We start from the raw sequence: 20,622 nt of genomic DNA on the forward strand, positions 1-20,622 counted from the left end.
AGCCCTTTCGTTGAACCGGCCACAAAACCTGCGGAGGTGAAGGTTTATGGAGCTTTCCACAGTGGACGGACTCCTGACGCTGAAACTGGGTCTTGTGGAGTCCACAGCTTTGGCGGTGCTGCTCCTTCTCTGGGGGTATGCTGTTCGCCGCAAGGTCAAGGTGTTTGAGCGGTTTTGCATCCCGGCTCCGGTGATCGGTGGTCTGGCCTTTTCTATTGTTGCTCTTCTCTTACGGCAGAGTCATCTTCTGGCCTTCAAGCTGGACACCACCGTACAGAGCCCGTTTATGATTGCCTTCTTTACTACCGTGGGCTTGGGTGGAAGCTTCAGCCTCCTCAAGAAGGGCGGAGTCGGCCTCATAATTTACTGGCTGGCCGCGGGCTTTATTGCCTGGAGTCAGAATGGCTTAGGGGTTCTTCTGGCGAAGCTGACGGGTGTGCACCCACTCTATGGCGTCATTTGCGGGGCCATCACCATGGAGGGAGGCCATGGGAGTGCGGCGGCCTTCGGCCCGGTGATTGAGGGCCTGGGGATCAAGGGAGCCACCACAGTGGGCATGGCCGCGGCCACGTTTGGGCTCATCTCTGGAGGGCTCTTGGGCGGGCCTGTGACCAAGTACCTGATCGAAAAGCACAACTTGGAAAACAAACAAAGCGGCGAGGCTTACGTCAGCCTGGCCGAGGCCCGGGGCATTACGAAAGAAGAACCGATTTCTGGAAATCGCGTTATGCAGACTCTGGGGATCATCCTTGTGGCCATGACGGTGGGTGCCATTGCCAGCAAATGGATTGAAAGCACCTTCAAGTTGGTGCTTCCCGGCTACGTGGGCGCCATGTTTGTTGCCGTAATCCTGCGTAACTTGAACGATCATTTTCGCCTGGTGCGCATTCACGAGCAAAGTGTGGACATGATCGGGGATGTAACGCTGGGCATCTTCCTTTCCATGGCCCTTATGACCCTCAAGCTTTGGGAGCTCTTCGACCTGGCTATTCCCATGCTTGTTATCCTTATCGGTCAGGTGGTTTGGATGGCTGTATTTACCATCTTCATTCTCTTCCCTCTGTTGGGTCGCGACTACGATGCTGCGGTGATGTGCGCCGGCATGTGCGGCCACGGGCTGGGAGCCACTCCGAACGCAGTGGCCAACATGAGTGCGGTTACCGAAAAGTACGGCCCGTCCACCAAGGCCTTTCTCATCGTTCCTTTGGTGGGTGCCTTCCTGATTGACCTTTTCGGGATTCCTTCCATCTTGACCTTCATCAACATCTTTAAGTAGTTCGAGGGGGCTGAAAACATGGCGCGTTTAGTGGAATGTGTTCCCAACTTCAGCGAAGGTCGGCGGCCGGAGGTTATTGAGGCCATCCTGGCGGAGATTCGCAGTATCCCAGGGGTGTTGCTCCTCGATGCCAAGTCTGACGCCAGCCACAACCGTACGGTGGTAACCTTTGTCGGCGAGCCGGAGGCAGCCAAGCAGGCCGCCTTTGCCGCCTGTGCCCGGGCCGCTCAGCTTATCAACATGCAAGAGCATCACGGTGAACACCCGCGCATCGGGGCCACGGACGTAATTCCGTTCATCCCAGTGACGGAGGTGACCATGGCCGAGTGCGTGGAACTGGCGCGCTCACTGGGGCGGGAAATCGCCGAGAAGCTGGGCATCCCGGTGTACCTGTACGAGGAAGCGTCCACCCGTCCCCATCTTAAGACCCTGCCGCAAATCCGCAAGGGTGAGTACGAAGGGCTTAAGGAGGCTGTTCATAATCCGGAGCGCTGGCCGGACTTTGGACCGCATGAGCTTCACCCCACCGCCGGCGCTACGGTGGTTGGAGCGCGGGAGTTCCTGATCGCCTTCAACGTGAACCTGGGCACGGACAATGTGGACGTGGCGAAGAAAATTGCCAAAGCCATCCGGGAGTCGAGCGGCGGATATAAGAATGTGAAAGCGCTGGGCGTCATGATCGAGGAGCGCGGACAGGCCCAGGTCACCATCAATATGTGCAACTACAGGACCGCACCGCTTTACCGCGTCTTTGAAACCATAAAGAGCGAGGCGGCGCGGTACGGAGTAAATGTGGTCGGAAGCGAGATCGTCGGGCTCACCCCGCTGGAAGCCCTGGTGGACGTGGCGGCCTTCTACCTCCGCCTGGAGGACTTCAAGCGGGAGCAGATCCTGGAGGAGCGGCTCTGGGAACAAGGAGAATAACTGAGATGTCGCGAAAAGGTGATTGCTGCCCCACATTACTTCTTTCCGCCGATACCTGCCCACGGTCCCAAAGGAGTGTTCCGGCTTGATTTCCGACATTGAGATCGCCCGGGCGGCTGGGCTTAAGCCGATCGAGGAGGCGGCCGCCGCCTTTGGTAGTGCGCCTGAAGAACTTGAACTTTACGGCCGGTACAAAGCCGAGGCAACTCCTCGGGTGTGGGGGCGCGTGAAAGACCGACCGGATTACGGGCCTTTTCTGGGGAAGAGATAGGGAGCGCGAGGTGAGGCTTCAGTGCTTGAAATGACGGTCAGAGAGTTTCTCAGCGAACTGGCATCCGATGCACCGGCGCCGGGGGGCGGGAGCGCGGCGGCGCTGGCCGGAGCGCTGGCCGCGGCCCTTACAGCCATGGTAGCCAACCTTACCCGCGGCAGGAAAAAGTTTGCCGGCGTGGAGGAGAAGATGAGCGCTTTGGCGGACCGGGCAGCCGCCCTCAAGGACGGTCTGGCGCAACTTGTAGAGGAAGACGCGGCAGCCTTCAACCGAGTGATGGCTGCCTTCCGGCAGCCGAAGGACACCCCGGAGGCTGAAGCCGCGCGGGAAGCGGCCATCCAGGCGGCCTTGGCGGCAGCGGCGGAGGTGCCCCTAAGAACCGCTGAGGCTGCGGTTTCGGTCCTGGCGCTGGCTCAAGAAGCAGCGGCTTACGGCAACCCTGCAGCTGCGAGCGACGCGGGGGTGGCGGCGCTTCTGGCACGGGCGGCCGCAGAGGGGGCGGCCCTCAACGTGGACATCAACCTGGGCTCCTTGCAAGATGCAGAGCGTAAGGCAGCACTTGCCGCCCGCAAGGAGCAGGCGCTGGCGGCGGCGCGCCGGCGGGCGGAGCAGGTACGGGCGCGGGTGGCGGCACTCATCCATGTCTGAAGAGGTTTTTCGCCTGGCCGTGGCCGACGCCGCCGGCCGGCTTTATGAGCACCCCCACCTGGCACCGGCCGGACGGGCCGCCGAGCGCCTGGTGGCGCTGGATGGTACAGAGTTCATCCCCCTGCCCGAAGGCGCCACCCTTACCCTGCTTCCGGGGCGGGCGGCCATCGGGGTGGGCCCGGCAGGGGCGTTCCGGCGGGCGGGAAGGCTGCCTGGAGTAGAAGGCCCCCTCTTTGCGGTAGGGGCGCTCCTTCCCATGGGCTACGCCCGCACCTACCTACCGGCGGCCTTCGCCGGGCGCGGGGCGCAGCCGCTCCCCCTCTTCGGCTACACGGCGGTGGCCTTTCGCGGCGGTGCGCTCTACGCTGCTGCCGTGCAGGTGGAGCCCGACAACACTACCTGGAACCCCCGCCGCTACAACACCCCGGACCTCGCTGCGCGGGTGGCGGCGCTGCGCCGCGCCCACCCGGGCAACCGCATCCTTAAGCAGCTCGGCCGCTGTGCCCTGGAGTACGGCTGCTTTACGGCGCAGAACATCTTTTACCGGCGCTGGGAGGGCGGTATCCCGGTCTCGCCCGCCTGCAATGCCCGCTGCCTGGGTTGCATTTCCAAGCAGGTGAGCGAGTGCTGCCCTTCACCCCAGGAGCGGATTGCTTTTTTCCCCACGGAAGAGGAGATAGTGGAGGTGGCCGCGCCGCACTTGAAAGAGGCGGAGGGGGCCATTATAAGCTTCGGCCAGGGCTGCGAGGGCGAACCCACCCTGGCGGCGCCGCGCCTGGAGGCGGCCATCCGCCGGGTGCGGGCGCAAACGCCGCGCGGTGTGATCAACGTCAACAGCAACGGCGGCCGCCCGGCGGCGGTGCGCGCCCTGGCCCGCGCCGGCCTGGGCAGCATCCGCGTGAGCCTTCTCAGCCCGCAGGAGGAGGTTTTTAGCGCCTACGTGCGCCCGCAGGGCTACACGCTGGCGGATGTAAAGGAAACCCTGCGCGTGGCGCGGGAGGAGGGCCTGAACCTGTCCCTCAACTACCTGATCTTTCCCGGGGTGAGCGACCGGGAAGAGGAAGTCGAGGCCCTCATCCGGCTCCTGCGCGCGCGGCCGGTGGACCTTATCCAGCTGCGCAACCTGAACATCGACCCCGACGTGTACCGGCGGGCACTGCCGCCCCGCCGCGGGCGGCTTCTCGGCATCCGCGGCCTCATCGGCGCGCTGAAAAAAGAGTTCCCCCATCTTCTCCTCGGCAGCTTCACGCACGCAGAACCATCCCCGGGCGGGTGACTGGGCCGGGGGGCCGGTGGTGCGCTGGGCAGGCCCGCCCCTCGGGCCTCCCCCCGGCGGCGCAGACGGCCGGGCGCGGGCGGCGGTCTGGCCCGGACCTTTGAGCCGTGGTACAATGGAGAAAAGGGCGTCTGGAGGTGTGAAAATGCGGCGGGTGCTGATGGTGGTCGACATGCAGAACGACTTTGTGGCCGCGGGCGGGGCGCTCAGCTTCCCGGCGGCGCGCGAGGTGCTGCCCTTCATCCGGAAGAAGGTCGAGGAGGCGCTGGCAAGGGGAGAAGAGGTGGTCTTCACCCTGGACACCCACCGGCCCGGGGACCTGGAGTTTACCAAGTTTGCCCCCCACTGCCTGGAGGGTACCTGGGGCCGCGAACTGGTCCCCGAGCTCAAAGCGCTTGCGGATGCGGCGGCATCCGGGCAGGTGCTGCTGCTTCCCAAGAGCCGCTACAGCGCCTTCTTCGGTACGCCCCTGGAGGAGTACCTGGGGCTTACGCCCGGGGCGGAGCGGCCGCGGGTGGACGAAGTAGAACTCGTGGGGGTGTGCACCAACATCTGCTGCTTCTTTACGGCGGAGGAGCTGGCGAACCGGGACGTGCCCACCCGCGCCCACGCCTGCGGTATGGCCAGCTTCGACCCAGAGGCCCATGCCTTTGCCCTGGCGCAGATGAAAAAAGTCCTCGGCCTTAGCGTTGAATAACCGCGCAGGGCCTAAAGTTATCATTCTTAACACAATCCTAACACCAGGACAACCTTGCCTTAAAACTCCTATGCTACAATGCTAATTGGCAGCGAACGGTGCGTCGACAAGCAGAAAGCCAACGGGAGGTAAGGCAAGGTGTTCAAGAACAAGGCTCGCTGGGTTCTCGTCGGCATCCTGTCCCTGGCCCTGGCGGCGTCCCTCGCCGGTTGCGGCTCTAAACCGGCCCAACAGCCGGGCGGTGAAGCGGCTCCTCAGGCCCAGAGTTCGGACGAGCTTTCCGGCTCCATCACCGTGTCCGGTTCCACCGCGCTACAGCCCTTGGTCGAGCAGGCGGCCACCCAGTTCATGGCCGAACATAAGAACGCGCAGATCTCTGTGCAGGGCGGCGGCAGCGGCACCGGGCTTTCGCAGGTTTTCCAGGGCGCCGTCGACATCGGCAACTCCGACATCTTTGCTGAGGAGAAGGACGGCATCGATGCTTCCCAGCTGGTCGATCATAAGGCGGCGGTGATCGGCTTCGCCGCCGTGGTTAACCCGGCCAACACCGTGGACAACCTGAGCAAGGCGGACCTCATCAAGGTGTTCACCGGCAAGGTGACCAACTGGAAAGAAGTGGGCGGCCCGGACGAGAAGATCGTGATCATTAACCGGCCGAAGGGTTCCGGAACCCGCGCCACCTTCAAGGCCTTTGCGCTGGACGGCAACGAGGAAGCCGAAGGCACCACACAGGAGTCTTCCGGTGCGGTGCGCCAGACGGTGGCCCAGACCAAGGGCGCCATCTCCTACCTGGCCCTCTCCTACGTGGACAGCAGCATCAAGGCCCTCAAGATCGACGGTGTGGAGCCCACCGAGGAGAACATCGCGAACGGCAAGTACCCCGTCTGGTCCTACGAGCACATGTACACCAAGGGTGAGCCCACCGGCCTCACCAAGGCCTTCCTGGATTACATGGTGAGCGATGCCGTGCAGAAGGATATGGTACGCCAGGCCGGCTACATCCCCATCACTGAGATGAAGGTGGAGCGGCAGGCGCCCAAGAAATAACCCCCGAAATAAACAGCAGCACTTTTGCGGCGCGAGTCCCCGTCGCGCCAGGCAGTGGGCATGCGCCTGCTGCCTTGCCGCGTTTTCCTCACAACCTCGCAAAAAGGTGGTAAGGTAATGGCGGAGCACAAAGGCCACAGGCCGCGGCGAGCCTGGATCGAATTCATCCCGCCCGTCTGCGCCGGGGTGCTGGTGCTGACCACCCTGGCCATTGTGGTCTTTATCGCCCAACGTGGGCTGGCAACCTTCGTGGTGGACCGGGTGAGCCCGCTTGAGTTCTTTTTAAGCAGCCTGTGGAAGCCGGACCGGCCGGTGAGCGCCGGGGGTCCGGCCCTGGGCGCTTTGACCTTTATCTTGGGTTCGGTGCTCGTGACGGGGCTGGCCGTCCTCCTGGCGGCACCGCTCAGCGTTATGACGGCGTTCTTTATCGTTGAGATCGCGCCCGCCGCGGGTCGCCGCTTCATTCAGCCGGCGGTGGAGATTCTGGCCGGAATCCCGTCCGTGGTATACGGCTGGGTAGGCCTTTCCGTGATAGTCGTCTTTATCCGCGAGCGCTTGGGCGGGCTCGGCTTTTCCGTGCTGGCCGGGGCCCTGGTGCTGGCGGTGATGATCGTTCCTACCATTGTCAGCGTGGCCACCGAGGCCGTGCGCAGCTTCCCGCAGGAGGCCAAGGAAGCCGCCTTGGCCCTGGGGAGCACACGCTGGCAGATGCTGCGCTGGGTGGTGTTCCCGGCGGTGCTCCCGGGACTTCTCACCGCGATCATCCTCGGCATGGCCCGCGCCTTCGGTGAGGCGCTGGCGGTGCAGATGGTGATCGGCAACACCCACACCATCCCGCACTCGCTCCTCGACCAGACCATTACCTTAACCAGCGGTATCACGCTGGACATGGGCTACACTGTAATAGGCACCCCCTGGAACAACGCCCTCTGGAGCATGGCCCTGCTGCTGCTCCTCATTTCGCTGGCCTTTATCCTGGTGAGCCGCACCATAGCGAGACGGGGGGTGCTACGGTGAACAACAAGACGGCCGACAAGCTGGCCACCTGGGCTTTTTGGCTTACCGCCGGCATTATCCTGCTGGTCTTGGCGCTCCTGGTGGGGTACATCCTCTACCAGGGCCTGCCGGTGCTCACGCCCCAGTTCCTTTTCGGGCGCTCGGAGTCCATCCGGGCCGGGGGCGGCATCGGGCCGCAGCTCTTCGATTCCTTCTACCTCCTGGTGCTTTCCCTGGCGCTCACGGTGCCCCTGGGCGTGGGAGCGGCCATCTACCTGTCCGAGTATGCGCGCCCCGGGCGGCTGCTGGAACTCATCCGCACCAGCACCGAGACCCTGGCTTCGCTTCCTTCCATTGTGGCCGGTCTCTTCGGTCTCCTGGTGTTCGTTAATCTCACCGGCTGGGGGTACTCCCTGGTGGCCGGGGCCCTGGTGCTGACCCTCCTCAACCTGCCGGTGATGGTCCGAGTGAGTGAAGACGCGCTGCGCGCGGTGCCGGTTTCCCTGCGCGAGGCCAGCCTGGCCCTGGGGGCTACCAAGTGGCAGACCATCTGGCATGTGCTCCTGCCGGTGGCGCTCCCCGGTATTGTAACCGGCGGGATCATCACCGCCGGGCGCGCGCTGGGCGAAGCCGCCGCCCTCCTGTACACGGCCGGGCAGAGCATCGGCGCCCTGGACTTTCATAATTGGGACATCACCAGCCCGCGCTCGCCCTTAAACCCTTTCCGGCCGGGCGAGACCATGGCCGTGCACATTTGGAAGGTGAACACGGAAGGGAAGATCCCCGACATCCGGCGCGTGGCCGATGGCACGGCCGCCGCTTTGGTGCTGGTGGTGCTCCTCTTCAATGCGGCCGTGCGCTGGCTGACACGGCGGCTGCAGCGGCGCCTGCAGGGGGTTTAGTTGTCAAGGCGCAACTCGGTGTGTTATAATTACGTAGTTGCCGGATGTGAGAGGGGTGAGAACTGTGAAGAAGGGGATTCATCCTGAATACTACAAGACCGTGGTCACCTGCGCCTGCGGGGCGACCTTTGAGACTGGTTCCACCAAGAAGAACCTGCGCGTTGAGATCTGCTCGCACTGCCACCCGCTCTTTACGGGGCAGCAGAAGATCATCGATACCGGCGGCCGGGTCGAACGCTTCACGAAGAAGTTCGGGCTTAAGTAGCAGAGCGCCGGCTCTGCTTTTCTGTGCCGGGCGCGCACCCGGCGCAGGGGGGCAAAGCCGGCGTTTCTATCTGATCACGGGCGGCCGCGGCGGCGGCGCGCAACCGGGGAGAGGAGGGCTGGGCATGGTGCGGCAGGTCGGCGGCCAGGCGGTGATCGAGGGCGTCATGATGCGCGGGCGGCGCTTTGTAGCCACGGCGGTGCGGCGCGAGAGCGGCGAGATAGTGGTACAGGTGAAGGAGCCGTGGAGCGCCGGTCGGCGTTTTCCCTGTCTGCGCTGGCCCCTGGTACGGGGCGCGGCAGCCCTCGTCGATTCCCTGGTGGTGGGCCTGGAGGCGCTCGCCTTTTCCGCCAACCAGTTCGGCGCCGAGGAGGAAAAGCTTACACCGCGCGACCTGGTGCTGACACTCGTCACGGCACTGGGCCTGGGAGTGGGGCTCTTTATCCTCCTGCCTACAGTGCTCATGCGCTGGCTGGGTGGGGGCGGCAACCCGCTGCTCCTTAACCTGGGCGAGGGCGTGCTGCGCATGGCCATCTTCTTCTTGTATATCCTAAGCATAACCCGCCTGAAGGACATCCGACGCATTTTCGAGTACCACGGGGCGGAGCACAAGGTGGTGCACGCCTACGAGCACGGCCGGCCCCTTACTGTGGAGGAAGCCCGCCCCTTCAGCACCCTGCATCCCCGCTGCGGGACCAGCTTTCTCCTTTATGTCATGGTGGTGAGCATTATCCTCTTTTCCTTTCTGGGGTGGCCGGCGCTCTGGCTGCGGGTGCTCTCGCGCCTGCTGCTCCTGCCGGCGGTGGCCGGCCTGTCCTACGAGCTCCTGCGCCTGGCGGGGCGCAGCAACTCACCCCTGGTACGCGCCTTTTCCTGGCCGGGGCTCTTGCTGCAGCGGCTCACCACCCGTGAGCCTGACGGCGCGCAACTGGAAGTGGCCCTGCGGGCGCTGGAAGAGGTTGTGAAAAGGGAATCTTGAGGTGAGAGAAATGACCGAGATGATGGAAAAACTGGCCTCGATTGAGGAGCATTACGAAGAGCTGGGCCGGCTCCTGGCCGACCCGGCGGTGATCCAGCGCCAGGACGAGTGGCGGCGGCACGCCAAGGCGCACGCGGAGCTGGAACCGGTGGTCACCGCCTTCCGCGAGTACAGGAAGGTCGAGGAAGAGCTGGCGGAAAACCGGGAGCTCCTGAAAGAAAAGCTGGAGCCGGACTTTCGCGAGCTGGTGGCCGGCGAGGTGGACGCGCTGGAGAAGCGGCAGGCAGAACTGGAGCAGAAGCTGCGCATTCTCCTCCTGCCCAAGGACCCTCTGGATGAAAAAAACGTCATTATGGAGATCCGCGCCGGGGCGGGCGGAGAAGAGGCGGCCCTTTTCGCCGGCGAGCTCTTTCGCATGTACCAGCGCTACGCTGAAAGCCGCAGCTGGCGCAGTGAGGTGCTGGACGCCCATCCCACGGAGCTGGGCGGCTTTAAGGAGGTCATCTTTGCCGTGAGCGGCGAGGGTGCCTACAGCCGGCTCAAGTACGAGAGCGGTGTGCACCGGGTGCAGCGCATCCCGGTGACGGAATCAGGCGGGCGCATTCACACCTCCACGGTGACGGTGGCGGTACTGCCGGAGGCGGAAGAGGTGGATGTGGCGATCAATCCCGAAGACCTCAGGATTGACACCTACTGCTCCAGCGGCCACGGCGGTCAGAGCGTGAACACCACCTACTCGGCCGTGCGCATCACCCACCTCCCCACGGGGATGGTGGTGACCTGCCAGGACGAAAAGTCGCAGCTGAAGAACAAGGACAAGGCTATGCGGGTGCTCCGGGCGCGGCTCCTGGACAAGGCACAGCAGGAGCAACGGGCGGAGCTGGAGGAAGCCCGGCGCAGCCAGGTGGGTACGGGGGACCGCAGCGAGCGCATCCGCACCTACAACTTTCCCCAGAACCGGGTGACCGACCACCGCATCAACCTTACCCTCCACCAGCTCAGTGCGGTACTCGAAGGGGAGCTGGACCCCGTCATTGAACCCCTCATCACCACCGACCAGGCTGAAAAGCTCAAGCGGGTGGGCTAGGATGGTAACGCTGGCGGAGGCCTGGCAGGAGGGGAGCGACCGGCTGCACCAGGCCGGGGTGGAGTCCCCCCGGCTGGATAGTGAGGTGTTGCTCCGGCATGTGTTGGGAAAAGGCCGCGCGGAGTTCTTCCGTGACCTGGGGGAGCCCTTGGCGGCCGGCGTGCTGGAACGTTTTCGCACCCTGGTGGCCCGGCGGGTGCAGGGCACGCCGGTGGCCTACCTCACCGGGCACAAGGAGTTTTTCGGGCTTGACTTCAAGGTGACGCCGGCCGTGCTCATACCCCGGCCGGAGACGGAAATCCTGGTGGAGCGGGCCTTGCAGGTAGCGGCCGACCTTGTGGCGGCCAAAGGGGAGCTGCGCATCCTGGACCTCGGCACCGGCTCGGGGGCCATCGCGGTTACCCTGGCTGTGGGGCTGCCGACGGTACGGCTGGTGGCCACCGATTGTTCCCCGGCCGCCCTGGAAGTGGCGGCCGCGAACGCGAAGCGCCATGGCGTCAGAGAACGCATTGCCTTCAGGCTGGGAGACCTTTGGGGCGCCCTGCGGGAGGAAGACGTGATCCCGGGGCACCCCTTTGACATCATTGTCTCGAACCCGCCGTACATCCCGGCCGGCGAGCTGGAGCAATTGCCGGCGGATGTCAAACACGAGCCGCCGGCCGCCCTCGACGGGGGACCGGACGGCTTGGCGTTTTACCGGCGCCTGGCGACGGGCATCGGGCCGCGGCTGGCGCCGCGGGGCTGGGTGCTGCTCGAGGTGGGCGCCGGCCAGGCCCCTGCCGTCTGCCGGCTGCTCATGGGGGCGGGGCTCACGCCGCTCTCACCCGTGAAGGATCTGGCCGGTATCGAACGGGTGGTCCAGGCCACTAATAGGGCGCTAGACAGGGGAAATAAAGAATGCTGATGGAACTTATAGCAATTCTTTTGGCGACAAAAGCCGGGGGCTGGGTGGCACAAAGGCTGGGCCAGCCGGCCGTGCTGGGTGAGCTGATTGCGGGGGTAGTGCTCGGGCCTTCCGTGTTGGGGCTCCTGCACCCGTCGGAGTTGATCACCGATCTGGCGCAGCTGGGCGTGATCATTCTCATGTTTATCGCCGGCCTCGAAACCGACCTGCAGCAGCTGGGCGAATCGGGCGGGCCGGCGCTCCTGGTGGCCGGCGGCGGCGTGGTGCTGCCTTTTCTCGGCGGCGCTTTGGTGGGCCGCACCTTCGGCCTTTCCTGGGCGCAGAGTGCCTTCGCCGGCGCCATCCTTACCGCCACCAGCGTCAGCATCTCGGCCCAGACCTTGATGGAGATGAACCGCATCAAGAGCCGGGAGGGGGTAACCATCCTGGGCGCGGCGGTGATCGACGACGTCTTGGGCATCATTGTGCTCACCCTGGTGGCGAGCTTCACCGGGACGAAGGGGGCCACCACATCCGTGGCCGGTGCCTTTGAGCACATGACCGGCTATTTCTTGGCGGCCGGGCTGACCGGCGTCTTCGTCCTGCCGCGCCTGGCCGGGTTTGTAACGCAGCTTGACATCACCGAAGGCCTTTTGACCTTTAGCCTGGTGGCGTGCCTGCTCTTTTCCTGGGGGGCGGAGGCCTCAGGCGTGGCGGCCATCACCGGGGCCTACCTGGCGGGCGTATTCTTTTCCCGCACCCCGTACGGCCATAAAGTGGAAGACAAGGTGCAGGCGCTGGGCTACGCCCTGCTGGTGCCGGTTTTCTTCATCAACATCGGCCTCAACGCCCAGCTGGGCAGCATCCGGGGCGGCCTCATCGCGTTTAGTGCGGCGTTTGTTGTCGTCGCCGTCCTCGGCAAGGTGCTGGGCTGCGGCTTGGGCGCCGGGCTGGCCCACTACCCCTGGGTGAGTGCGCTGCGGGTGGGGGTGGGAATGATTGCCCGCGGTGAGGTGGGGATCATTGTGGCGGACCTGGGCCTGAAGGGCGGCATCATCGACCCGGCGCTTTACTCCATGGCGGTGCTGGTGGTGCTTTTGACGACGCTGGTTACGCCGCCGCTTCTCAGGCTGGCGTTCGCGCTGGGCGGTGAGAAGGCCGGTGAGCCCTAGACGGAGCCATAAAACGGCTGCGCAGCAGGTTTTGTACGGTGAGTGGCGAATATACAAAAGGGGGTAGTGGGGACCGGATGAAGAAGGAAGGGGATAACTTGCATCTGTTGGTAATAGTCTTGAACAAGACTAGCTTACTGACAGAGGTATTGGAGCTTCTGGCCGCGAAGGGAGCTAAAGGCGCCACCATCATCGACAGCGTGGGCATGGGGCGAACCTTGGCAAAATCCGGTTATTCCGGTCCGCTGGTGGCCAGCTTTACCCGCGCCCTCAAAGGCTCGCCGCCCATGAACAAGACTATCTTTTCTGTACTGGACTCTAATGAAGTGCTGGATGCGGCCGTCGCTGCCGTGCAGGCTTTCCTGGATCTTAAGGAGCCGGGATCAGGGATCATGTTTACCATGCCGGTACAAAACGTCTACGGCCTGGTGGAGTAAGAGTACGGGCAACGGAAAGGGCCACCCTGCGAGGGGTGGCCCTTTCCTATAGGCCGGTTTTAACTTTGGGCGCCGGCCTGGCGCGGGGCGAGATGGTGGGCCGCCAGGCGCTGCGCCGCCACGGCGGCGACGGCGCACTTGATGAGATCGCCCGGGAGGAAGGGGAGCGCTCCCTTGGCCACGGCCGGGAGGAAGCCGATGTGCGCCACCAGGGCGAGCTGCGTTACCCCTAGAGCGTAGATGACGATGACGCCGCCCAGGACGTTGGCGACAAAGAGCCGGAGAAAGCCCGGCCGTGGAACCTGCTCCGTGAGGCGCCCGATGAGCCAGGCGGCCAGCGGCCAGCTGAGGATGTAGCCGCCGGTGGGGCCGGCCAGCACGGCCAGTCCGCCGCTTCCGCCGGCGAATACCGGAAAGGCCAGGCCGGCGAGGTCAAAAACCGCGAGCGCCAGGAAACCCAGGCGGCTCCCCAGCAGCGCTCCGGCCAGCATCACCCCGAACGTCTGTCCGGTGATGGGTACGGGGCTGAAGGGCAGCGGGATTTCCACGTAACCCAGGACGGTCATGAGAGCGGCGAAGACACCTATGTAGGCTGTCTCGCGCAACGTGGGCCTTTTCACTTGGGTGGATACCTCCTTATTCAATAGGCTGGGGGGCGCGGCGCGTACCGCGCTTCACTCCTTGAGTGTACCTATTTCCCGGGAAATTGTCAACTCAAAAAGTATATCTGGTTAACATTCCGGGCAAAAGGAGGGCTGCGCCGCCGGACCGCGGGGGCGCGCTTCGGCGTGCCCTTGTCCGCAGCAGGTGCGCAGCGCGCTGGTCAGGCGAGGGGCGCGCCGCCGGCGGCGGGCCGCACCAGAGGGTGCGCTTCCGGCTCGCGCAGCGGCGCCGTGCCCCCTTCCGGCTGTGCCTGCGCCTGGCCCAGCAGCCGGTGCAGGTTCTGCCAGGCGGCGGCGAAGGCCGGGTCTTCCACCCGACGGGGACGCGGCAGGGCGTTGGCCACCAGTGCGCGCAGACCGCCGCCGCGGGCCAGGACCACGATGTGGTCGGCCGTCAGCAGGGCCTCCTCAATGTTGTGGGTGACAAAAATGATGGTTACGTGCTTCTCCGCCCAGATGCGCAGGAGCTCGGTCTGCAGCCCCGACCGGGTGATGGCGTCCAGGCTGGCAAAGGGTTCGTCCATGAGGAGCACCGCCGGCTGCACCCCCAGCGCCCGGGCGATGGCCACGCGCTGCTTCATGCCGCCTGAGAGCTGGTGGGGATAAAGGTGGCCGTACTCCTCCAGGCCGACGAGCTTGAGGTAGGAGTGGGCCAGGTTGAGGCACTCCCGGCGGCTTTTCTCCGGCCGGGCCAGGCGCAGCGCCAAAAGGACGTTGCCCAACACCGTCCGCCAGGGAAAGAGCTGGCCCAGGTCCTGGAACACCATCATGCGATCGCGCCCGGGGCCGGTCACCCGGCGCCCGGCGACCAGGATTTCACCGCTGGTGGGGGTTTCAAAACCGGCCAGGCAGCGCAGCAGGGTGGTCTTGCCGGAGCCGGAGGGGCCGATCACCGTCAAGAACTGACCCGGCTCGACGGCGAAACTAATCTCCCTAAGGGCGACGATCTTTTGCCCGCCGGCGACAAAGACCTTGCTTACCTGCCGGAACTCCACCTGCTTCATGTTCTCACCCCTTATTCGGAACTCATGCCCCAGCGTTCGATGGTGTGACGTTCCAGGAACTTAAAGAGAAAGTTTTCCACCAGGAGGCCGATGGCGATGATCACCAGCATGCCGGCGAAAACGGCCGGCACTTCCAAAAAATACCGCTTCTTATAGAGAAACCAGCCCAGACCGCCGTCTTTGCCCGAAGCGCCGAAGACCATCTCTGCAGCCACCGAGGCCTGCCAGGCCCGCGCCCAGCCCACCCGCAGCCCGGCGATGATGGCCGGAAGAGCTGCCGGCAGCATCACGTTCCCCACCAGGCCGAAGCCCCGCAGGCCCAGGTTGCGCCCTACTTCTACCTGGGTTACCGGGACGGAGCGCAGGCCGGCGTGGATGCTGGCGGTGAGGGGCCAGAAGGCCGAGAAGAGGATGAGCAGCACAATGGAGTGTGGGCCGGTCTTGAACCACAGGAGCAGGATGGGCAGGACAGCGATGGCGGGCAGCGGATGGAGCACGGCCATGAGCGCCGAGAGAGCGTCGGCGCAGGCCGGCAGGAGCATGGCCAGGGCGCAGGCCAGAAAAGAGGACACGATGGCCAGGCTCAGCCCGGTGCCGATGAGCGACAGCGAGTACCAGGTGCGGCCGGCGATTTCGCCCCGGCTGATCTCGCCGGCCAGGCTGGCGAGGATGCCGGTAACGGAAGGAAAGAGCAGCTCCGGCCAGATGTTGAGCCGGGCCAGGACCTCCCAAACCAGGGCCAGGGCGCACAAAAACCCCACCTGGTGCAGGTACCTAGGCAAACGATCACCCCTTTTCCCGGAAAGTGAGCGCGCAGGCCGGCCCCTGAGCGCCGATCCGTGGGCAGTATATGCCGGGAAAGGGGCGACTGGTGCCTGGGCACCTAAAACTGCGTGCTGGCCAGGATGAAGATGACCGCCCCGAGGAGCAGGGCGACCTTAAGCGGCGGAATCCGGCCCACCATGCCGGCCAGTCCCAGGCTGCCGACAACGAGGAAGATGGTGGGGCCGATGATCCCGAGCCAGGCATTGATGCGAAAAGCGCTCTCCACCCGGCCCAACCGCAGCATAAAAAGCGCCGCCGTCACCTCCAGACAACCGGCAAAAACGCGCATCAGCGCCATGGCCCAGACGAAGCGGCTTTCCGGCAACGTTTCTCCCCCCCGAACGAAGTGGACTTACCAAGTGCCGAAGTCTCTTTTTGAGTATATGGCCGCGTGCGGGCCTTGAGACCAGGCAGGTTCCTTTACTGCTGCGGCAGGAGAATGGCCCGGGGTGCCGAATTATTAAGGCAAATACCCTTCCCGGCTTTATGGGAGGAGGTGAAAGGGCGTAAGACCGGTGTCCCGGACTCATGAAGGGCAGAGACGGAAAGGAGGAAGAAGTCATGCCATCGCCATCGACATCGCCGGCAGAGGTGGGCAAGAAGAACACCGCCGGGGTTCTCCTGGGTGCCGCCTTTCTCATGGCTACGTCGGCCATCGGTCCCGGTTTTCTCACCCAAACGGCGGTTTTCACCGAGCAGTTCAAGGCCAATTTCGCCTTTGTCATCTTAGCCTCCGTCATTCTCGACATCGGTGCCCAGCTCAACGTCTGGCGCGTTATCACCATGTCCGGCCTGCGAGGGCAGGACGTGGCCAACAAGGTGCTTCCTGGTTTGGGGTACTTTGTCGCCTTTCTGGTGGCCCTGGGGGGCCTGGCCTTTAACGTGGGCAATATCGGCGGTGCCGCCATGGGGTTCAACGTCCTCTTCGGTCTCAACCTTAAGTCCGGCGCCATCATTTCGGCTCTGATCGCCTTCTATATTTTCCTTTCCAAGGAAATGGGCAAGGCCATGGACAACTTCACCAAGGCATTGGGCTTCGTCATGCTGGCTTTGACCCTGTACGTCGCCTTTGTCACCAGGCCACCGGTGGGTGAGGCCGTGGTTCGCATGGTGGCACCGACGCACATACCCTTCCTGCCCATTGTGACGTTGCTCGGTGGTACCGTAGGCGGCTACATCACCTTTTCGGGCGGCCACCGGCTGCTGGATGCCGGCATCAAGGGCACGGAGCACCTGGGCGAGGTGACCAAGAGTTCGGTTACCGGCATCGTGGTGGCTTCCGTCATGCGTATCCTCTTGTTTCTAGCCGTGCTCGGCGTGGTGGCCACGGGTGCCAAGCTCAACCCGGCGAACCCGCCCGCTTCCGCCTTTCAAATCGGGGCCGGGCTCATCGGTTACAAGATCTTCGGCATCGTTCTCTGGGCGGCCGGCATTACCTCGGTGGTGGGTGCTTCTTACACCTCTGTTTCTTTCCTCCGGACCCTGCACAAGTCCATCGACCGCCACAACGCCAAGTGGATCATTGGCTTCATCACCGCCTCAACGCTGTTGTTCGTCACTGTGGAGAAGCCGGTAGCCCTCCTCATCCTGGCCGGGTCGCTCAACGGCCTTATCCTTCCCATCACGTTGGGCAGCATGCTCCTGGCCTCGCGCCGCAGAGACATCATTGGCGACTACAAACACCCCAACTGGATGATTGCTTTCGGTGTGCTGGTGGTGGCTATTGCCCTTTACGCCGGGGTGAGTTCACTTAAAGGTATGGCTGCGCTCTGGAGCCGTTAAAAAAGAACGCTATGGGGGAGTTGCTCCATGTACAGCGAACCGCGGTTCCTGCCGGCCGGCGAGCGGGCGCTGGTGGTGGAATTCGGTGACGAGATCGCTCCGGAGATCAACGCCCGCCTCCGGGCCCTGACGGCGGCCCTGGAAGCCGCGCCTGTTCCCGGGGTAGTGGAAGTGGTTCCCACCTACCGCTCGCTGCTGGTGCACTTCGACCCGCTGACGGTGGCGCCGGAGGCGCTGGAGGAGCGCCTGGCTCACCTGGCGGGTAACCTGGGGGAGCTTAAACTGCCTGAGCCCGAGGTTACGGTGGTGCCGGTGTGCTACGGGGGCGAGTTCGGCCCCGACCTGCCGTTCGTCTGCGAGCACACGGGCCTCAGCGCCGAGGAGGTAATCCGCATCCACACCGGGACCGACTACCTCATCTACATGCTGGGCTTCACCCCGGGCTTCTCCTACCTGGGGGGGATGGACGAGCGCATCGCTACCCCGCGCCTCAAGACGCCGCGCACCAAGATCCCGGCCGGATCGGTGGGGATCGCCGGGAAACAGACGGGCATTTACCCCATCGACAGCCCGGGCGGCTGGCAGCTCATCGGGCGCACCCCGCTGAAGCTGTACGACCCCTTCCGCGAACCGCCGGTGCTCCTGGCGGCGGGAAACTACGTGCGCTTTACGGCCGTCACGAACGAGGAATACGACGCTATAGCCGCCCAGGTGGCCGCCGGCACGTACCGGGTTCAGGTTGAGCCCAAGGGCGAAGGGAGGGGAGCGTGATGGCGGCGGTCTTTGAAGTGCTGGCGCCGGGCCTTCTTACCACAGTGCAAGACCGCGGCCGGCACGGCTACCAGGCCTTCGGCATGCCGGTGGCCGGCGCGGTGGACGAGTACGCCCTGCGGGCGGCCAATCTCCTGGTGGGGAACGCCGAAGGGGCAGCGGCGCTCGAAATCACCCTCCTCGGGCCTGCGCTCAAGGTGCTGTCCCCGGCCGTGATCGCCCTTACCGGAGCTGACCTGGGCGCCATGCTCAACGGTGCACCGCTGCCGCTCTGGCAGGCGGCGGCGGTGAAGGCGGGCGATGAAATCAGTTTCACCGGGGTAAGAAGCGGCTGCCGGGCATACCTCGCGGTGGCCGGGGGCATCGATGTGCCGGTCGTGATGGGCAGCCGTTCTACCTACCTGCGCGGCAAGATCGGCGGCCTGGAAGGCCGGGCGCTCAAGGCCGGGGACCGGCTGGCGGCCGGGGAGCCGGCGGCGGCGGCCCGCGCGCTGGTGGGGCGCCGCGTGCCGCCGGAGCTCATCCCAACCTATGAAGGCAGCCTTACCCTGCGCGTCGTCCTCGGCCCGCAGGACGACCACTTTACCGCCGCCGGGCGCGAGACCTTCCTCACCGGCGAGTACACCGTGACCAATGAGGCCGACCGCATGGGCTACCGCCTGGAAGGGCCGAAGATCGAGCACGCGGGCAGTGCGGACATTATATCCGACGGGATACCCCTGGGGGCGGTGCAGGTGCCGGGCCACGGCCTTCCCATCGTTATGCTGGCCGACCGCCAAACGACCGGCGGCTATCCCAAGATTGCTACGGTCATAAGCGCCGACCTCTACCGCATCGGCCAGGCCAAGCCGGGTGACAAGGTGCGCTTTGCCGCCGTGAGCCGAAAAGAAGCCGTTCAGCTCCTGCGCGGGCAGGAAGAGAAGCTCTGGCGCCTGGCCGAGCTCCTTTCCCGCCCGGCGGGGCGCGTGCGCCACTTCCGCATCACCGTGCAGGGAAAGAAGTTTGAAGCCACTGTGGAAGAGCTGTGAGACCGTCTGAAACGTAGGCACCCCTGCTTAAGGCGGGGCGCTCGCATTGCTTTCTCCTTGGGAGGTGCACATTTTATGGTTCGCGTGGATCTGAATTCGGACGTTGGCGAAAGCTTTGGCGCGTACAAACTGGGTCTGGATGCCGAGGTCTTAAAGCACGTCACCTCGGCCAACATCGCTTGTGGCTTTCACGCCGGCGATCCCATGGTGATGGCCAAGACCGTGGCGCTGGCGGCGGAAAACGGCGTGGGCGTGGGGGCGCATCCCGGGTATCCGGACCTCCAGGGCTTCGGGCGGCGCAACATGAACCTCACCCCCGACGAAGTTAAGAACTTCGTCATCTACCAGGTCGGGGCTCTGGCCGCCTTCGCCCGCGCCGCGGGCCGGCCGCTGCAGCACGTCAAGGCCCACGGCGCCCTCTACAACATGGCGGCGAAGGACGCCAAGCTGGCGCAGGCCATCGCTGAAGGCGTGAAGGCCGCGGCGCCGGACGCCATTCTGCTCGCCCTGGCCGGCTCGCAGATGGTTACGGCCGCCCGGGAGGTGGGACTCAAGGTGGCGCAGGAGGTGTTTGCCGACCGCGCCTACACCGCGGACGGCACCTTGGTGCCGCGCTCCCAGCCCGGCGCCATGATCCATGACCCGGAGGTGGCCATCCCCCGCGTGGTGCGCATGGTCACCGAGGGTAAGGTAACGGCCATCAGCGGCGAAGAAGTCTCCATTCAGGCCGACAGCATCTGCGTTCACGGTGACAACCCCGAGGCCATCGCCTTTGTGGCCCGTATCCGTGAGGCTTTAACGGCGGCCGGGGTGGAGGTTGTATCGCTGGCCAAGGTAGTAGGTTAGGAAAGGGAGGGCGGGCAGATGGATGTTCGCGACCTTCCGCTCCCGGAACTGAGGGCGGCCATCCGCCGCGGCGAGTACACGCAGCCTACGCCGGGCTTGGCTCCCGGCTACGCCCAGGCCAACCTGGTGATCCTGCCCCAGAAGTACGCCTTTGATTTTCTCCTCTTTTGTATGCGCAACCCCAAACCCTGCCCGGTGCTGGACGTGACCGAAGTAGGCTCGCCCGTGCCGCGCCTGGCGGCGCCGGGGGCGGACCTCAGGACGGACCTTCCCCGCTACCGCGTATGGGAGCACGGGGTGCTCACGGCCGAGGTGACGGACATCACCGCCTGCTGGCGCGACGACCTTGTCGCCTTTCTCCTCGGCTGCAGCTTTACCTTTGAAGCGGCGCTTCTTACGGCCGGAATTCCCGTACGCCACATCGAGGAAGGGCGCAACGTGCCCATGTTCATCACCAACCGCGAGTGCACCCCGGCCGGGGTTTTCCACGGGCCCATGGTGGTGAGCATGCGGCCCATTCCACCGGAGCAGGTCGTGCGGGCGGTGCAGGTAACGTCGCGTTACCCGGCCGTGCACGGTGCACCGGTGCACATCGGCGACCCGGCCGTCATCGGCATCCGCGACGTCATGCAGCCGGACTTCGGCGACGCGGTAACCATAAAGCCCGGCGAGGTCCCCGTCTTCTGGGCCTGCGGGGTGACGCCGCAGGCGGTGGCCATGGAGGCTAAACCCGACTTTATGATCACCCATGCCCCCGGGCATATGTTCATCACCGACCTGAAAAACGAAGAACTGGCCGCGCTCTAGTTTCCCTGGGCCGGAGGGGGCTTTCTCTCCGCCGCTG

At 64.7% G+C, this 20,622-nt stretch carries 24 protein-coding genes; 20 read left to right on the plus strand and 4 right to left on the minus strand.

All coding sequences use genetic code 11. The annotated features are described in order from the left end of the window. Window positions 1-46 precede the first annotated feature (46 nt). The 15 genes from gltS to K5554_RS04335 all read left to right on the plus strand — a co-directional run bounded on the left by gltS (window position 47) and on the right by K5554_RS04335 (window position 12,860). A complete protein-coding gene (gene gltS, locus K5554_RS04265) occupies window positions 47-1,276 on the plus strand; it encodes a sodium/glutamate symporter (protein ID WP_221039904.1) in 1,230 nt (409 codons plus the stop codon). 18 nt (window positions 1,277-1,294) lie between these two features. Continuing rightward, window positions 1,295-2,200, plus strand: coding sequence for a glutamate formimidoyltransferase (gene ftcD / locus K5554_RS04270; RefSeq protein ID WP_221039905.1), 906 nt, complete (start codon window positions 1,295-1,297; stop codon window positions 2,198-2,200). A gap of 85 nt (window positions 2,201-2,285) precedes the next feature. After that, window positions 2,286-2,471: a formate--tetrahydrofolate ligase gene (locus K5554_RS04275; protein ID WP_221039906.1), complete on the plus strand. Its 186-nt coding sequence runs from the start codon at window positions 2,286-2,288 to the stop codon at window positions 2,469-2,471. Between the two features lie 30 nt (window positions 2,472-2,501). Further along, window positions 2,502-3,119 carry a cyclodeaminase/cyclohydrolase family protein gene (locus tag K5554_RS04280; protein ID WP_255565578.1) on the plus strand — a complete coding sequence of 206 codons (618 nt, stop codon included), beginning with the start codon at window positions 2,502-2,504 and terminating at the stop codon, window positions 3,117-3,119. After that, window positions 3,112-4,395, plus strand: coding sequence for a radical SAM protein (locus tag K5554_RS04285; protein ID WP_221039908.1), 1,284 nt, complete (start codon window positions 3,112-3,114; stop codon window positions 4,393-4,395). The genes K5554_RS04280 and K5554_RS04285 overlap by 8 nt, the downstream gene beginning before the upstream one ends. A gap of 145 nt (window positions 4,396-4,540) precedes the next feature. Continuing rightward, window positions 4,541-5,092, plus strand: coding sequence for a cysteine hydrolase family protein (locus tag K5554_RS04290; RefSeq protein WP_221039909.1), 552 nt, complete (start codon window positions 4,541-4,543; stop codon window positions 5,090-5,092). 138 nt (window positions 5,093-5,230) lie between these two features. Continuing rightward, the gene (locus K5554_RS04295; protein ID WP_221039910.1) at window positions 5,231-6,139 is read left to right on the plus strand and encodes a phosphate ABC transporter substrate-binding protein; all 909 of its coding nucleotides are present in this window, start codon (window positions 5,231-5,233) and stop codon (window positions 6,137-6,139) included. Between the two features lie 117 nt (window positions 6,140-6,256). After that, window positions 6,257-7,156, plus strand: coding sequence for a phosphate ABC transporter permease subunit PstC (gene pstC, locus K5554_RS04300; protein ID WP_221039911.1), 900 nt, complete (start codon window positions 6,257-6,259; stop codon window positions 7,154-7,156). Further along, window positions 7,153-8,037, plus strand: a complete 885-nt coding sequence (gene pstA / locus K5554_RS04305) for a phosphate ABC transporter permease PstA (RefSeq protein WP_221039912.1) — start codon at window positions 7,153-7,155, stop codon at window positions 8,035-8,037. The genes pstC and pstA overlap by 4 nt, the downstream gene beginning before the upstream one ends. 64 nt (window positions 8,038-8,101) lie before the next feature. Beyond that, window positions 8,102-8,302, plus strand: a complete 201-nt coding sequence (gene rpmE, locus K5554_RS04310; protein ID WP_221039913.1) for a 50S ribosomal protein L31 — start codon at window positions 8,102-8,104, stop codon at window positions 8,300-8,302. A 124-nt stretch (window positions 8,303-8,426) separates the two neighbouring features. Beyond that, the gene (locus K5554_RS04315; protein WP_221039914.1) at window positions 8,427-9,281 is read left to right on the plus strand and encodes a DUF1385 domain-containing protein; all 855 of its coding nucleotides are present in this window, start codon (window positions 8,427-8,429) and stop codon (window positions 9,279-9,281) included. A gap of 19 nt (window positions 9,282-9,300) precedes the next feature. Next, window positions 9,301-10,368: a peptide chain release factor 1 gene (prfA, locus tag K5554_RS04320; protein ID WP_221040514.1), complete on the plus strand. Its 1,068-nt coding sequence runs from the start codon at window positions 9,301-9,303 to the stop codon at window positions 10,366-10,368. A gap of 1 nt (window position 10,369) precedes the next feature. Next, a complete protein-coding gene (prmC, locus tag K5554_RS04325) occupies window positions 10,370-11,272 on the plus strand; it encodes a peptide chain release factor N(5)-glutamine methyltransferase (protein WP_221039915.1) in 903 nt (300 codons plus the stop codon). Further along, window positions 11,266-12,423: a cation:proton antiporter gene (locus tag K5554_RS04330; protein WP_221039916.1), complete on the plus strand. Its 1,158-nt coding sequence runs from the start codon at window positions 11,266-11,268 to the stop codon at window positions 12,421-12,423. Before prmC ends, K5554_RS04330 begins: the two co-directional genes overlap by 7 nt. A gap of 98 nt (window positions 12,424-12,521) precedes the next feature. Beyond that, window positions 12,522-12,860 carry a P-II family nitrogen regulator gene (locus K5554_RS04335; RefSeq protein ID WP_221039917.1) on the plus strand — a complete coding sequence of 113 codons (339 nt, stop codon included), beginning with the start codon at window positions 12,522-12,524 and terminating at the stop codon, window positions 12,858-12,860. Window positions 12,861-12,919: 59 nt separating this feature from the next. Here K5554_RS04335 and K5554_RS04340 read toward each other — a convergent pair whose 3' ends face one another. The 4 genes from K5554_RS04340 to K5554_RS04355 all read right to left on the minus strand — a co-directional run bounded on the left by K5554_RS04340 (window position 12,920) and on the right by K5554_RS04355 (window position 15,676). Further along, window positions 12,920-13,480: a biotin transporter BioY gene (locus K5554_RS04340; RefSeq protein WP_255565502.1), complete on the minus strand. Its 561-nt coding sequence runs from the start codon at window positions 13,478-13,480 to the stop codon at window positions 12,920-12,922. Between the two features lie 203 nt (window positions 13,481-13,683). After that, window positions 13,684-14,526, minus strand: coding sequence for an ABC transporter ATP-binding protein (locus K5554_RS04345; protein ID WP_221039918.1), 843 nt, complete (start codon window positions 14,524-14,526; stop codon window positions 13,684-13,686). A gap of 11 nt (window positions 14,527-14,537) precedes the next feature. Further along, window positions 14,538-15,308, minus strand: coding sequence for an ABC transporter permease (locus K5554_RS04350; RefSeq protein ID WP_221039919.1), 771 nt, complete (start codon window positions 15,306-15,308; stop codon window positions 14,538-14,540). A gap of 101 nt (window positions 15,309-15,409) precedes the next feature. Continuing rightward, entirely contained in the window at window positions 15,410-15,676 is a 267-nt protein-coding gene (locus K5554_RS04355; RefSeq protein WP_255565503.1) for a YqhV family protein, read from the minus strand. A 236-nt stretch (window positions 15,677-15,912) separates the two neighbouring features. Here K5554_RS04355 and K5554_RS04360 point away from each other — a divergent pair, with 236 nt between their 5' ends. The 5 genes from K5554_RS04360 (at window position 15,913) to K5554_RS04380 (ending at window position 20,585) form a co-directional block, all read left to right on the plus strand. After that, on the plus strand, window positions 15,913-17,133 hold the full coding sequence (locus tag K5554_RS04360) for an NRAMP family divalent metal transporter (RefSeq protein WP_221039920.1): 1,221 nt from the start codon (window positions 15,913-15,915) through the stop codon (window positions 17,131-17,133). 27 nt (window positions 17,134-17,160) lie between these two features. Continuing rightward, on the plus strand, window positions 17,161-17,904 hold the full coding sequence (pxpB, locus tag K5554_RS04365) for a 5-oxoprolinase subunit PxpB (RefSeq protein ID WP_221039921.1): 744 nt from the start codon (window positions 17,161-17,163) through the stop codon (window positions 17,902-17,904). Then, window positions 17,904-18,932, plus strand: coding sequence for a biotin-dependent carboxyltransferase family protein (locus tag K5554_RS04370; protein WP_221039922.1), 1,029 nt, complete (start codon window positions 17,904-17,906; stop codon window positions 18,930-18,932). The genes pxpB and K5554_RS04370 overlap by 1 nt, the downstream gene beginning before the upstream one ends. Window positions 18,933-19,007: 75 nt before the next feature. Further along, window positions 19,008-19,778 (plus strand): LamB/YcsF family protein, encoded by a 771-nt coding sequence (locus tag K5554_RS04375; RefSeq protein ID WP_221039923.1) that lies wholly within the window; start codon window positions 19,008-19,010, stop codon window positions 19,776-19,778. 18 nt (window positions 19,779-19,796) lie between these two features. Continuing rightward, on the plus strand, window positions 19,797-20,585 hold the full coding sequence (locus tag K5554_RS04380; protein WP_221039924.1) for a putative hydro-lyase: 789 nt from the start codon (window positions 19,797-19,799) through the stop codon (window positions 20,583-20,585). Window positions 20,586-20,622 lie beyond the last annotated feature (37 nt).

The organism is Gelria sp. Kuro-4 (assembly GCF_019668485.1).
Lineage (GTDB): Bacteria > Bacillota > DTU030 > DUMP01 > DUMP01 > DUMP01.

What these genes read in the sequence shown, in the direction of transcription:
- gltS (WP_221039904.1), top strand. Translation starts at nt 47, where the DNA reads ATGGAGCTTTCCACAGTGGACGGACTCCTGACGCTGAAACTGGGTCTT.
- ftcD (WP_221039905.1), top strand. Translation starts at nt 1,295, where the DNA reads ATGGCGCGTTTAGTGGAATGTGTTCCCAACTTCAGCGAAGGTCGGCGG.
- K5554_RS04280 (WP_255565578.1), top strand. Translation starts at nt 2,502, where the DNA reads ATGACGGTCAGAGAGTTTCTCAGCGAACTGGCATCCGATGCACCGGCG.
- K5554_RS04285 (WP_221039908.1), top strand. Translation starts at nt 3,112, where the DNA reads ATGTCTGAAGAGGTTTTTCGCCTGGCCGTGGCCGACGCCGCCGGCCGG.
- K5554_RS04290 (WP_221039909.1), top strand. Translation starts at nt 4,541, where the DNA reads ATGCGGCGGGTGCTGATGGTGGTCGACATGCAGAACGACTTTGTGGCC.
- pstC (WP_221039911.1), top strand. Translation starts at nt 6,257, where the DNA reads ATGGCGGAGCACAAAGGCCACAGGCCGCGGCGAGCCTGGATCGAATTC.
- K5554_RS04315 (WP_221039914.1), top strand. Translation starts at nt 8,427, where the DNA reads ATGGTGCGGCAGGTCGGCGGCCAGGCGGTGATCGAGGGCGTCATGATG.
- prfA (WP_221040514.1), top strand. Translation starts at nt 9,301, where the DNA reads ATGATGGAAAAACTGGCCTCGATTGAGGAGCATTACGAAGAGCTGGGC.
- prmC (WP_221039915.1), top strand. Translation starts at nt 10,370, where the DNA reads ATGGTAACGCTGGCGGAGGCCTGGCAGGAGGGGAGCGACCGGCTGCAC.
- K5554_RS04330 (WP_221039916.1), top strand. Translation starts at nt 11,266, where the DNA reads ATGCTGATGGAACTTATAGCAATTCTTTTGGCGACAAAAGCCGGGGGC.
- K5554_RS04345 (WP_221039918.1), bottom strand. Translation starts at nt 14,526, where the DNA reads ATGAAGCAGGTGGAGTTCCGGCAGGTAAGCAAGGTCTTTGTCGCCGGC.
- K5554_RS04360 (WP_221039920.1), top strand. Translation starts at nt 15,913, where the DNA reads ATGCCATCGCCATCGACATCGCCGGCAGAGGTGGGCAAGAAGAACACC.
- pxpB (WP_221039921.1), top strand. Translation starts at nt 17,161, where the DNA reads ATGTACAGCGAACCGCGGTTCCTGCCGGCCGGCGAGCGGGCGCTGGTG.
- K5554_RS04370 (WP_221039922.1), top strand. Translation starts at nt 17,904, where the DNA reads ATGGCGGCGGTCTTTGAAGTGCTGGCGCCGGGCCTTCTTACCACAGTG.
- K5554_RS04375 (WP_221039923.1), top strand. Translation starts at nt 19,008, where the DNA reads ATGGTTCGCGTGGATCTGAATTCGGACGTTGGCGAAAGCTTTGGCGCG.
- K5554_RS04380 (WP_221039924.1), top strand. Translation starts at nt 19,797, where the DNA reads ATGGATGTTCGCGACCTTCCGCTCCCGGAACTGAGGGCGGCCATCCGC.